The 12225-nt window shown below is 71.7% G+C and carries 10 protein-coding genes and 2 tRNA genes; 4 read left to right on the forward strand and 8 right to left on the reverse strand.

What is annotated here, in order from left to right; genetic code table 11:
* Position 1 precedes the first annotated feature (1 nt).
* Positions 2–835: a phosphoribosylaminoimidazolesuccinocarboxamide synthase gene (locus O7611_RS23785; protein ID WP_194800482.1), complete on the reverse strand. Its 834-nt coding sequence runs from the start codon at positions 833–835 to the stop codon at positions 2–4.
* A 122-nt stretch (positions 836–957) separates the two neighbouring features.
* Here O7611_RS23785 and O7611_RS23790 point away from each other — a divergent pair, with 122 nt between their 5' ends.
* Positions 958–2283 (forward strand): ABC transporter substrate-binding protein, encoded by a 1326-nt coding sequence (locus tag O7611_RS23790; RefSeq protein ID WP_194800481.1) that lies wholly within the window; start codon positions 958–960, stop codon positions 2281–2283.
* 49 nt (positions 2284–2332) lie between these two features.
* Here the strand turns inward: O7611_RS23790 and O7611_RS23795 are convergent, their stop codons facing one another.
* From O7611_RS23795 to O7611_RS23815, 5 genes are all read right to left on the reverse strand, one after another.
* Complete coding sequence (locus tag O7611_RS23795; protein WP_091422247.1) at positions 2333–2581, reverse strand: hypothetical protein; 249 nt, start codon at positions 2579–2581, stop codon at positions 2333–2335.
* Between the two features lie 106 nt (positions 2582–2687).
* Positions 2688–2761, reverse strand: a tRNA-Met gene (locus O7611_RS23800).
* A 303-nt stretch (positions 2762–3064) separates the two neighbouring features.
* Positions 3065–3138: transfer RNA gene (locus tag O7611_RS23805), tRNA-Met, on the reverse strand.
* Between the two features lie 183 nt (positions 3139–3321).
* Positions 3322–6318 carry a UPF0182 family membrane protein gene (locus O7611_RS23810; RefSeq protein WP_269697616.1) on the reverse strand — a complete coding sequence of 999 codons (2997 nt, stop codon included), beginning with the start codon at positions 6316–6318 and terminating at the stop codon, positions 3322–3324.
* 127 nt (positions 6319–6445) lie between these two features.
* Entirely contained in the window at positions 6446–7459 is a 1014-nt protein-coding gene (locus O7611_RS23815; RefSeq protein ID WP_194800479.1) for a YlbL family protein, read from the reverse strand.
* A 115-nt stretch (positions 7460–7574) separates the two neighbouring features.
* Here O7611_RS23815 and O7611_RS23820 point away from each other — a divergent pair, with 115 nt between their 5' ends.
* On the forward strand, positions 7575–8846 hold the full coding sequence (locus tag O7611_RS23820; protein ID WP_091423230.1) for a zinc-dependent metalloprotease: 1272 nt from the start codon (positions 7575–7577) through the stop codon (positions 8844–8846).
* A gap of 185 nt (positions 8847–9031) precedes the next feature.
* On the opposite strand, the gene O7611_RS23825 is transcribed toward O7611_RS23820, so the two are convergent.
* A complete protein-coding gene (locus O7611_RS23825) occupies positions 9032–9667 on the reverse strand; it encodes a hypothetical protein (protein WP_194800478.1) in 636 nt (211 codons plus the stop codon).
* A 103-nt stretch (positions 9668–9770) separates the two neighbouring features.
* Positions 9771–10292 (reverse strand): M48 metallopeptidase family protein, encoded by a 522-nt coding sequence (locus O7611_RS23830; RefSeq protein ID WP_194800477.1) that lies wholly within the window; start codon positions 10290–10292, stop codon positions 9771–9773.
* 473 nt (positions 10293–10765) lie between these two features.
* Between O7611_RS23830 and O7611_RS23835 the strand changes: the two genes are divergently transcribed.
* Together O7611_RS23835 and O7611_RS23840 are read left to right on the forward strand one after the other, a co-directional pair.
* A complete protein-coding gene (locus O7611_RS23835; protein ID WP_007464795.1) occupies positions 10766–10933 on the forward strand; it encodes a DUF5679 domain-containing protein in 168 nt (55 codons plus the stop codon).
* 176 nt (positions 10934–11109) lie between these two features.
* On the forward strand, positions 11110–12222 hold the full coding sequence (locus tag O7611_RS23840) for a hypothetical protein (protein ID WP_194800476.1): 1113 nt from the start codon (positions 11110–11112) through the stop codon (positions 12220–12222).
* Positions 12223–12225: the final 3 nt, after the last annotated feature.

The following is a 12225-nucleotide window of genomic DNA, read 5'->3' on the forward strand; positions in this document are numbered from 1 at the left end:
GTCAGGCCCAGGTGTTGCCGGTGAGCTTCTCGTACACCTCGACGTAGCGGGCCCGGGTCGCCTCGATCACCTCGGCCGGGACCTCCGGCGCGGGCGGCTGCTTGTCCCAGCCGCTCGACGTGGCCCAGTCCCGCACGTACTGCTTGTCGTAGGAGAACTGGGCGCGGCCCGGCTGGTACGACTCGGCCGGCCAGAACCGGGACGAGTCCGAGGTGAGCACCTCGTCGCCGAGCACGAGCGTGCCGTCCGCCGCCCAGCCCAGCTCCAGCTTCGTGTCGGCGATCAGGATGCCCCGCTCGGCGGCGATCTCCGCGCCGCGCCGGTAGACGTCGATGGTGATCTGCCGCAGCCGCTCCGCGACCTCCGGCCCGACCTTGTCCACCACCTGCTCGTACGTGATCGGCTCGTCGTGCTCGCCCTTGGGCGCCTTGGTCGACGGCGTGAAGATCGGCTCGGGCAGGATCGACGCCTCGACCAGGCCGCGGGGCAGCGGCACCCCGGATACCGAGCCGGTGCGCTGGTATTCGGCGAAGCCGCCACCGGTCAGGTAGCCCCGGGCCACGCACTCGACCGGCACCATCTCCAGCCGCCGGCAGCGGATCGCCCGGCCGGCGAACTCCGCCGGTACGTCCGTCGCGGAGATCACATGGTTCGGCACCAGGTCGGACAGCTGCTCGAACCACCACAGCGACAGCGCGGTGAGCAGGCGGCCCTTGTCCGGGATCGGGGTCGGCAGCACCACGTCGTAGATGGAGACGCGGTCGGAGGCGACCAGAATCAGGTCCTCGCCGTCGGCGTAGACGTCCCGGACCTTGCCCGAGTGCAGAAGTTCCACGGCGCTAGTACACCATGACCGGCGCGGACCGCCCGGCGCGCCCACCGCCGTCCCGCCCGGCGTTGACACCCGGCCGGGGGCCGGTGAAATGATCCGTCCACCCCACCTTCGGAGAGAGACGCGTGCGCGCTGTGCAGTCCGTACCCCGTCCCGGGATCGACCGGCGACGGTTCCTGGGCGCGCTCACCGGGCTGCCGCTCGCCGCCGGCGGGCTGCCGCTGCTCACCGGGTGCAGCCCGGAGGAGGTGGCCGCCGACGAGGGCCCGATCGAGCTGTCCGTGTTCTGGTGGGGCGGCGCCCGCCGGGCCGCGGCCACCGAACAGGCGCTGCGGCTGTACTCGCAGCAGAACCCGCGGGTCAGCTTCCGGGTCACCTGGCAAGGGCTCAGCGGCTACTACGACCGGCTCGCCACGCAGGCCACCGGCGGGAACGCGCCGGACCTGTTCCAGATCGACGACACCCTGCTCGCCGAGTACGCGGGCCGGGACATCCTGCTCGACCTGACCCGGTACGTCGCCGACGAGCGGCTCGACCTGCGCGAGGTGCCGGAGCAACTGGCCCGCTACGGCCGGGTGGACGAGCGCACGGTGGGCGTGCCGGCCGCGCAGACGAGCGCGGCGCTGGTGTTCAACCGCCGGCTGCTGCGCCGGCTGGGCCAGCCCGAGCCGCGTACCGGGATGTCCTGGAAGGAGTACGCGAACTGGGCCGCCCGCTTCACCCGCGCCTCCGGCAACCGGGTGGCCGGCACCATGGACGCCTCCGGCGACTACCGGGCGTTCTGGCTCTGGCTACGCGGCCAGGGCAGCGAGCTGTACCAGGGGCGGCAGCTCGGCTTCAGCTCCGCCGAACTGCTCGCCTGGTTCGAGTTCTGGGAGGTGGCACGCTTCGACCGGGCCACACCGAGCGCCGCCCTGGTCGAGCAGGCCGACAGCGGCGAGCTGGCCCGCCAGCTCGTGGTCACCGGGCACACGGCGGCCTCCTTCGCCTGGTCGCACCAGCTGCCCGAGTTGCAGAGCCTGACCGACGACGAGCTGGGCGCGGTGGCCTTCCCGGGTACGCCGGCCGCCCAGTGGCCCCGGGCGTCGATGTACTGGGCCGGTTTCCGGGGCACCCGCCACCCGGAAACCGTGGTGGACGTGCTCGACTTCCTGACCACGAACGTGGCGGCCGGCCGGCTCCTCGGCGTCGAGCGCGGCCTGAACGCCAGCAAGCAGGTGCGCTCGTTCGTCGCCGCGGAGGTGACCGGCCGGGCCGAGAAGCGCATGGCCGCGCTCGGCGCCGAGCTGGACGACCTGGCCGGCCCGTCGCCCGCGCCGCCGCCCAAGGGGCACGCCGCGGTACGCACGCTGCTGATCGAGGCGGCCGAGAGCATCCGCGGCAAGCGGGCCGGAGCCCGTACCGCCACCTCCCGATTCATGGCCCAGGCGAACGCCGCCCTCGCTGGCTGACCCACCCCTCCCCCCCACCCCGCCCGGCGTGGGCGGGGTGGGCCGGGGATCAGCGCGGGGGGCGGTTGCGGCGGTTGCGCGTCAGCAGCACCACCAGCAGCACGATGCCGCCGACCACCACGAGGCAGCAGAGCAGGCCGAGGAAGCCGAAGCCGCCCCGGGAACGCCGGCGCGCCGCCTCCACCACGATCTCGCCGGTGCCCGACGACGCCCAGGCCGCGACCGGCACGAAGACCGACAGCACGACCGTACCGAGGACCGCGCCCAGGCGGCCCCACCACTTGTTCCATGCAGACATGACCCCATCCTCGCCGAAGCCCGCAACCGGGGCACGGCGGACAGTGCGGATGTCGCCGGACACGGCGAAAGGCCCCGGAGAGAACTCCGGGGCCTTTCGTGACGAGTAGCGGGGACAGGATTTGAACCTGCGACCTCTGGGTTATGAGCCCAGCGAGCTACCGAGCTGCTCCACCCCGCGTCGGCTCGTAAAGCTTATCGCACTCCGTTCCTGGAGATCAGCCGGGGCCCCGGAATCCCCTCCTCGGGCGCCGCACGACGATCCGACGTCTCGCCGGGCGAGGTCGAGCCCGAGACTCTCTGGCCGAAAACGATATGCCTGAGAGTCATAACTATGACTCTCAGGCATACGCGTCTCGGGACTTCTCTTCCGCCGGGCCGGTCGCGGAACGTGACCAAGGCGTGCGAACCCGCACATGGGTGCGCAGGGCACCGGCGAGAACGGCGAAGGCCCCGGAGAGAACTCCGGGGCCTTCGTCACGAGTAGCGGGGACAGGATTTGAACCTGCGACCTCTGGGTTATGAGCCCAGCGAGCTACCGAGCTGCTCCACCCCGCGTCGGCTCGACAACCGTAGCGCACCGACCCGGGGAGGCGCAAAACGGGTACTCAGTCAGGGCGAAGAACGCCCGGTCCGGGATCGTGGTCGGGGTCGCGGCCGGGAGTCCGTCTGACGACACGAGCCCGTGGTCCGGATGACCGTTGCGGTCCCGGACCACGGGCTCGTGGTGTCAGTTCGGCGTCAGCCGCCCGGTGACGGCGCGGGTGACGTCGGCGCCGGTGGCGAGACGCTGCCCGACGGCGCCGGGTTGCCCGAGCCGTTCGCCGCGGCCTGGGCCTGCTGGAACGCGCTCATCGCCTCGTCCAGCGCCTTCAGCGCACGCCCGTACCGCTCGAAGTCGCCGGACGCCTGCGCGGCCTTGACCTCGCCGATCGCGGTCTGCACCCGGGCGGCCGCCTGGGCCAGCTCCCCGCTCATCGGCGGCGTGTTGTTGTCACCCCCGGTCGGCGACGGCGTCGGCGTCGGCGTGGGGTTGTCGTCGGTGCTGGGTGGCGGGTTGGTGTTCGGCGCCCGCTTGCCCTGCTCGACGAGCTGCTTGATGCCGTCGCCGAGGTTGTTGGCGAGCACCACGTACGAGCCGCCGTCACCGTAGGAGAGCAGCACCTTCTGCAACAGCGGGTACGCGTCCTGGCTGCTGCTCTTCACGTACACCGGTTCGACGTAGAGCATGCCGTCGGCGAACGGCAGCGACAGCAGGTTGCCGTACTGCACCTGCGCCTGGTTGGAGGAGAGCAGGTTCAGCTGCTGCCGGATGTCGCCGTTGTTCGTCATCTGCTGGTGCACCTGCGTCGGACCGGAGATCCGGGTCTGGTCCGGCAGCTCCAGCACCTCCAGCTTCGGCTGCCCGTCGACGTACGACCCGGAGACCAGCGCCGCGAGGTTCTGCCGGCCGTTCGGGGTCACCGCCGAGGTCAGCTGGAAGCGTGGCCCGTCCTGCCCGGGGAACTGGGTGAACAGGTAGTACGGCGGCTGCTTCTGCCCGCTGTCCGGCGCGTCCGGCACATTCGGCACCTGCCAGAAGTCCTGGCCGGAATAGAAGTCGCCGGGGTCGGTGACGTGGAACTTGGTCAGCAGGTTGCGCTGCACCTTGAACAGGTCGGCCGGGTAGCGGAAGTGCTCGGCCAGCTCGGCCGGAATGTCGCCCTTGGGCAGCACCAGGTCCCCGCCGAACGCCTTGTTCCACGCCTTGAGCACCGGGTCGGTGTCGTCGTACGAGTAGAGCTTGACCGTGCCGTCGTACGCGTCGACAGTCGCCTTCACCGAGTTGCGGATGTAGTTGACGTTCTCCCGGGCGAGCTGGAACGTGCCCCGGCCGGTCAGCTCGTCGGTCGTCTCGGCCTGGAGGTTGACCCGCTCGGCGTACGGGTAGGTCGCCGCCGTGGTGTAGCCGTCGATGATCCACAGCACGCGCCCGTTCACCACCGCCGGGTACGGGTCGCCGTCGAGCGTGAGGAACGGCGCGACCTTCTCCACCCGGTCGCGCGGGTTGCGCACGTACAGCAGCTTCGAGTTCTCGTTGACCGCCTCGGAGAGCAGGAAGTTCGACTCCTGCTCCTTGATCGCGTAGAGCAGCCGGCGCGGGAACGAGCCGATCTTGACGCCACCCTCGCCGGTGTAGGTGTAGTACTGCTCACCGCCGGTGGAGGTGGGCCGGTCGAACTCGACGTTGCGGTCGCCGTTCTGCCCGACGATCGCGTAGTCGCTCGCCTCCATCCGCTCGCCGTAGTAGATCCGCGGCTGCTGGGCCGGGATCTCCTCGGTCGGCGAGGAGCACGCCTCCTGCGCCTTCTCGCCGAGGTAGCCGGAGACGAAGTACGGCTGGCCGCCGCAGACCACCTGGTTCGCCGGGGCGGCGACCAGGCCGTATCCGTGGGTGTAGACGGTGTGCCGGTTGATCCAGTTGCTCTGCTGGTCGGTCAGCTCGCCGTAGTTGATCTCACGGACGCCGACCACGTAGTCGGAGGTCTTGTCCTTGACCGAGTACCTGTCGATGTCCAGCTTCGAACCGAAGTCGTAGAAGCCGCGGACCTGCTGCAGCTGCGTGTACGTCTCGGAGACGAGCTGCGGGTCGAGCAGCCGGATGTTCGACACCACCGAGGTGTCGGTGGCGAGGCTGGCGGGTGGAACGAGGTTGCTGGCCGCGTACGGTGTGGTCTTCGTGCCGTCGAGACCGAACGCGGACCGGGTGGCCTTGATGCTGCGTTCGATGTACGGCGCCTCCTTGTCCCGGGCGCTCGGCTTCACCTCGAACGTCTGCACGGCCCACGGGTAGATGCCGCCGATCGCCACCGCGGAGACGCCCAGCAGCGCCAGCGAGATGCCCGGCCAGACCAGGTTCCGCATCACCGCGTTGGAGAACACGATGATCGCCAGCGCCACCACGATCGAGATCCAGGCGAGGATCTCCTTCGCCGGGAGCAGCGCGTTCACGTCGGCGTAGCCGGCGCCGTAGAGCTTGGCGCCCTCGTTGTACTCCAGCAGCATGGCCCGCCGGTCCAGCACGTAGGCGACGGCCTTGAGCAGCACGAACACGGCGACCAGCGAGCTGAGGTGGGCGCGGGCGGCGTTCGTCATCCGGTCGCCGACGCCCTGGAGGCGCACGCCGCCGAAGATGTAGTGCACGGCGAGCGCGCCGAGCAGCGACAGCACCACCGCGGTGAAGCCGACGCCGAGCACGTAGCGCCAGAACGGCAGCTGGAAGACGTAGAAGCCGACGTCGACGCCGAACTCCGGGTCCTTCACGCCGAAGTCGCCGCCGTTGCGGAACAGCAGCCACTGGCCCCAGCGGCTCTGCGCGGAGAGGCCGGCGAACAGCCCGACGACGGCGGCGGCCAGCGCGATCCAGGTGCCGAGCCGAGGGCTCAGCAGCATCCGGTAGCGCTCCAGGGTGGCCTGCTCGGCCGAGTGCGGGCGCATCTTGGGCCGCAGCCGGTGGGCCAGCCAGAGATTGCCGCCGACGAGCAGCGCCATGCCGGCGCCGACCACCAGGAACAGCAGCAGGCGGGTGGCGAGCACGCCGGTGAAGACCTGGGTGTAGCGGACCTCGTCGAACCACAGCCAGTCGGTCCAGGCGTTCACGCCCCACCCGAGGAGGGTGAACAAGATGAACACCCCGATCAGGACACCGATGGTGACGCGTCCGCGCCGGCTCATCCTCGGTAAGGGACTGCTACGCATGACCACTGTTGGCTCCGCACGCTCGATGTGATCGGCTCCGACCAGGCACCAAGAGTACGGGGTGTTCCTGAGCACGTCGGGTCAAGGTCACGTCACGATCCGCGCCGTGACCGCCGCCCGGCCCGCGTCAGCAGCGCGTCGGCTGTCCCCCGGCCCGCAGCGTCTCGAGTGCCGTCAATGCCTCACTCAGCGTGGCGACCTTCAGCAGCGGCAGGCCCGGCTGCGGGTTGCGGACCGCCTCGGCGCAGTTGTCGGCGGGCACCAGGAACGCCTTCGCGCCCGCGTCCTTGGCGCCGACCAGCTTCTGCGCGATACCGCCGATCGGGCCGACGCGACCCTCGTCGTCGATGGTGCCGGTACCGGCGATGATCTTCCCGCCGGTGAGGTCGGCCGGCTCCAGCTTGTCGATGATGCCGAGCGAGAACATCAGCCCGGCGCTCGGCCCGCCGATGTCACCGAGGTCGATCTTCAGGGTGAACGGGTGCGGCTGCTGCTGGTCGATCTCCACGCCGATGCGCGGCCGGCCGTCCTGCTCACGGCTGGTCACCGTGGCCGTACCCGGGGTGCCGCCACGGGTGTAGCCGATCGTCAGCGCGGTGCCCGCCGGCTTCGCCCGGATCAGCTCGGTGAGCTTCGCCGCGCTCGTCACCGGCACCCCGTCGACCGAGGTGACCACGTCGTCGGGGCGCAGCACGTCGACCGACGGGCCGCCCGGCGTGACCGCCTTGACCAGCACCTTGATCGGGTAGCCCAGCTCACGCAGCGCCGCCGTCTCGGCGCTGGTCTGCGAGTTCTGGAAGTCCTCCGCGTTTCGCTTCTCGACCTCCTCCTGCGACTCCCCCGGCGGGTAGACCAGTTCCCGCGGCACCACCGCCTCGTCCGAGGAGAACCATCCGGCAAGCGCCGACCGCAGCCGCACCGTCGGCTGCACACCGACTGTGGTGAGCCGGAGCTGACCGGCGGAGGTGGACGTCGCGCGGCCGGTCACCTGGATGACCTCCTTGCCGTCCTCGCTGCCCAGCGTGTTCACGGTCGGACCCGGGCCGAGCACCACGTACGGCAGCGGCACACTCAGCACGCCGATGCTGAGCAGGGCGGTGAGCAGGGCACCGAGGAGGACGGTCACGCCGCGACGTCTCATGGGCCAGAGCGTACCGATCCGTCCCCTGCCATCCGGCGCGGTGACCGGCGGACTTCGCCCTCAGCGCAACGCCGAGTGGCACGACCTGCGGCGGGGCCCGCGTACCGTAGACGTCGTGCCTGATATTCCGTTCGGCTTCGCGCTCCCGGGTGGTCAACCACCGGACCCCAACGATCCCGCGGCGATGCAGCAGTTCATGTCGCAGTTGCAGCACCTGCTCTCGGCGCCGGGCAGCGGGCCGGTCAACTGGGACCTGGCCCGGCAGGTAGCCGCCAGCCAGCTCGCCGCCGCCGGCGACCCGGCGGTGTCGCCGTTCGAACGCAACGCGGTCGAGGAGGCGCTGCGCATCGCCGACCTGTGGCTGGAGCCGGCGACCTCGTGGCCCTCCGGCATCCGCACCTCGGTCGCCTGGAACCGCAACGAGTGGATCTTCAAGACGCTCGACGTGTGGCGCAAGCTCTGCGACCCGGTGGCCAGCCGGATGGTCGGCGCGATGGGCGACCTGGTGCCGCCGGAGGCCCGCGCCCAGCTCGGCCCGATGCAGTCGATGGTCGCCACGCTCGGCGGCGCCCTCTTCGGCGGCCAGCTCGGCCAGGCGCTCGGCTCGCTCGCCGCCGAGGTGCTCTCCGCCGGTGACATCGGCCTGCCGCTCGGCCCCGCCGGCACCGCCGCGCTCGTTCCCGCCAACATCAAGGTGTACGGCGAGGGCCTGGAGCTGCCCGAGGACGAGGTACGCCTCTACGTGGCCCTGCGCGAGGCCGCCCACCAGCGGTTGTTCCAGCACGTGCCGTGGCTGCGCGGGCACGTGCTGACCGCGGTGGAGAACTACGCCGCGGGCATCCGGGTCAACCGGGAGGCGATCGAGGAGGCGATGGGCCGGGTCGACCCGACCGACCCGGAGTCGATGCAGGCGATCGCGCTGGAGGGCATCTTCACGCCCGAGGACACGCCCGCCCAGAAGGCGTCGCTGGCCCGGCTGGAGACCGTACTCGCCCTGGTCGAGGGCTGGGTCTGCCACGTCGTCGACAGCGCCGCCGGTGACCGCCTCCCCAACGTCGTACGCCTCGGCGAGGCGTTCCGCCGCCGCCGCGCCGCGGGTGGCCCGGCCGAGCAGACGTTCGCCGCGCTCGTCGGCCTCGAACTGCGGCCCCGCCGCCTGCGTGAGGCGACGGTGCTGTGGGCGGCGCTGACCGAGCACCGCGGCATCGCCGGCCGGGACGCGGTCTGGGGTCACCCGGACCTGCTGCCCTCCGACGACGACTTCGCCGCCCCGGAGGCGTTCGCCACGACGAGCACCGATCTCGACGACGAGCTGGCGAACTTCGACTTCTCCGCCCCCGGTGCCCCGGAGGAGAAGTCCCCCGGCGAGGACGACGACAAGCGCTGACGCGTACGCCGGACGGGCCCGCACGGTTCCCCGTGCGGGCCCGTCCGCCTCCCCACCCCGCCCGCCCCGCTCCGTCGATCTTGGACTTGTGGCGCCCAGGATGTCCTGAATGAGGCTTCTGCCAGGTGCCACAACTCCAAGATCGGCGAAGTCGGCGGGGCAGCGGGGGCGCTGGGGGCGATGGGTCAGACGGGGCGGCCGGACAGCAGGGCACGGGTGGCCTCCCAGCCCTCGACGGCCGAATCGAGGGCGGCCAGGTCGGCCGGGCCGCGCATCCGGTGCCATCCGGCGGTGACCGCCACGTCCCCGGGGCTCGGCGCCGCCCGCCGCACCTCGGCCGGCGCGGTCGTGTCCAGGTCCAGCGCCGGCAGCCACGCCGGTACGGGCAGTCGCGCCGCCACCCCCAGCAGCCCGGTTCCGCTCCCCTCGACCGGAGCCAGCGCCACCGGCCGGGTGGTGAGCGGGCGCAGCAGCTTGCCGAGCGTCAGCCCCGGCACGTCCGGCGCGTCCGCCGCCACCACCGCCACCTGGTCGTAGCCGCCCGCCCCGTCATCGCGGGCCGCCCGGTCGCCGATGATCGCCGCGAACACCGCGTTCGGGGTGGGCTCGGGCACCTCGTACACACCGGTGCCGGGCCAGACCACCGCGTCGGCCAGCCATCGGTCGCGGGCGGTGACCGCGACGGCGGTCTCGACCTCGTTCAGCGTCGCGAGCAGGTCGACCACGTCCTCGGCGAGCGCAGTACGCCATCGCGCCGGATCGACTCCGGGCGGCGTCCACGTCACCGGGCCGAGCAGCGCCACCACCACACGTCGCGACATTCGCCGACCTTAACCCCACCCCACGGGCGATCATGAAGTTGGCGGTGACGAAGCGGACGAAACGCCGGGCCAACTTCATGATCGACCGCGATGGCGGCGGTGGTCAGGGGATGGCGGCGGTGGCTGCCACGCCCTCCAGGTAGCCGCGGGCGCGCTCCGACCTCGGGTAGCGGGCGACCAGCGCCCAGAACTGGGCGTTGTGGCTGGGCACGATGAGATGCGCCAGCTCGTGCAGCAGCACGTAGTCGATCACCCAGTCGGGCATGTCCTGAACCCGGTGCGAGATCCGGATGGTGCGGTCGGCGGGCGTGCAGGAGCCCCAGCGGCCGTTCTGGTTGGTCACCCAGCGGACGCTCGCAGGCGCGGCGGCCGACCCGTGTTCGGTCAGGTAGAGGTCGATCAGGCGAGCGGCGCGGGCGAGCAGTTCGGCGTCCGAGCGGGCCAGCCGGCCCTCGCGGGCGGCGAGCCGGGCGAGCATCCGGTCGACCCACTCGCTCTCCTCGGCCCGGGAGAACTGGTCGGGGATCAGCACGACGACGCGCTCACCGTCCCGGTACGCGGACACCGTGCGCCGCCGACGCTGGCTGCGCCGCACCTCGACGACGGGCTTCCGCGTCACGGCCATTACCGGTCCGCGCAGCCTCGGTTGACTGTCACGATGGAAAGCTAATGCGTACTGACCAGGACTCCGCAAGAGTCAACACGACGACACGCGCCCGGAAAGTGGCGGTTGATTGTCAGGAGTCCGGAAAAAATTCTTTGCGACGGTAGCTGACCATCACCTGACCGGCCCTGTTCACGTTAAGTGATCTACGACGAGTGACAGTCGGCGGGGCCACGCGAAGCGGATCTGGGTGCATTCATCCGGCGTGTCCGCGCGAAACTGACTTATCCGACGTTACTCGGCATGCACACTCTCGACGTCGACTTGCTCACAGAGTCGGCGCACAGCTGACATGGAACTGCCCGTACCTGGGTAGGGTCCGCCAACCACGGTCAGGTGACTGACCGCGGAGAACCCCCGGCGCCGGTGCCACGCGTGGGCCGCCGCAGGGAGACCGCCGGGACACCTCCGGCGGACGAGACGAGGAGGCTACCGTGGCCGACCAGGCCCAGACCTACAACGGTTACTGCGTGAAGTGCAAGGAGAAGCGGGACTTCGAGGGGCACGTGGAGGTCTCGAAGACCGGCATGAACATGGCCAAGGGCAAGTGCCCGGTGTGCGGCACAACAGTGAACCGCATCCTGGGCAAGGCCAAGGTCTGACCGTACGACACACACCGGGAGGGCGGCCGTCGGCCGTCCTCCCCGGTCGTGTAGCCGACAGAGTTACCGGCTAGTTGTGGAAAACCGGCGAGAACCTGTGGACAACGCTGGCCACGGCTCGCCGCACCTGTGGACAACGAGCGACGGAGCGCGCGGAGACGGTCACGATCAGTGGCGTGACCGACCCGACACCGCTCGTCCGTCCCGTCCTGCTCCCCGGCCTGACCCGACTCTGGCGCGACCGGCACACGCTCCAGCTCGGCGAGCCGCCCGGCCGCGCAGTGCTGCTGGAGATGTCCTCGCCGGGCACGGCCCGCCTGCTCGACCTGCTCGACGGCACCCGCAGCGAACGCGCCGTGCTGGCCGAGGCGCGCGCCGCCCGGGTCCCGCCCGACGAGGCACGCGCCCTGTTCGACACGCTCCGGGACGCCGGGCTGGTGGTACCGGCGCAAGCACTGCTCCCCCGTGATCTCGCCGGAACGACACGGGCCCGCCTGACCGCCGAGGCCACCGCGCTGGCGCTCGCGTCGCCCGACCTGCCCGGCACACCGGCCCGGCTACTGCGCCGCCGCCGCGACGCCCGGGTGCTGGTCACCGGCACCGGACGACTCGGCGCCGTGGTCACCGTCGCGCTGGCGCAGGCCGGCGTCGGGCACGTCGTACCCGACCTGGCCGGCCCGGTCGGCGCCGGTGACCTGGTCGGGACCGGCCTGACCGCCGCGGAGCTGGGCCGGCCGCTGGCCCTCGCGCTACGCGCGGCGCTGGAGCGGTGCGCGCCCGGAACGGTCACCGTCCCGTCGCGGGCGACCCGGCCGGACCTGGTGGTGCAGCTCGGCGTCGACCGTCCGGCCGAGCTGCTCGCCACCGGGTACGCCCGCCGGAATCAGCCCCACCTGCTGGTCGACCTGCGTGGCGGCGTACCGGTGATCGGCCCGCTGGTCTGCCCGCCCGTCGGTCCCTGCCTGCGCTGCCTGGACCTGCACCGAGGCGACCGGGATCCGGACTGGCCCGCGCTCGCCGCCCAGCTCGCCGCCGACCGGGGAGAGCGGGCCTGCACCGCCGCCACCGGGCTCGCCGGGGCGGCCTTCGCGACGGCCGAGGTGCTGGCCCAGCTCGACGGCGCCCGGCCGGAGACGCTCGGCGGCGCGGTGGAGATCCGCGGGCCGGGCCGGGTCCGCTACCGACGGTGGCCGCCGCACCCCTCCTGCGGCTGCTGCCGGCGTCGCCCGATCCGGTCGGCCCCGGCCGCTACCCGCCGCACGGCAGCAGCGGAGGCCCCGCGTCGGTAACAA

The organism is Micromonospora sp. WMMC273 (assembly GCF_027460285.1).
GTDB lineage: Bacteria > Actinomycetota > Actinomycetes > Mycobacteriales > Micromonosporaceae > Micromonospora > Micromonospora aurantiaca.

Excerpts from the sequence above, each read along its gene's own strand:
- O7611_RS23795 (WP_091422247.1), bottom strand. The coding sequence starts at position 2,581 with ATGTCTGCATGGAACAAGTGGTGGGGCCGCCTGGGCGCGGTCCTCGGT.
- O7611_RS23810 (WP_269697616.1), bottom strand. The coding sequence starts at position 6,318 with ATGCGTAGCAGTCCCTTACCGAGGATGAGCCGGCGCGGACGCGTCACC.
- O7611_RS23815 (WP_194800479.1), bottom strand. The coding sequence starts at position 7,459 with ATGAGACGTCGCGGCGTGACCGTCCTCCTCGGTGCCCTGCTCACCGCC.
- O7611_RS23825 (WP_194800478.1), bottom strand. The coding sequence starts at position 9,667 with ATGTCGCGACGTGTGGTGGTGGCGCTGCTCGGCCCGGTGACGTGGACG.
- O7611_RS23830 (WP_194800477.1), bottom strand. The coding sequence starts at position 10,292 with ATGGCCGTGACGCGGAAGCCCGTCGTCGAGGTGCGGCGCAGCCAGCGT.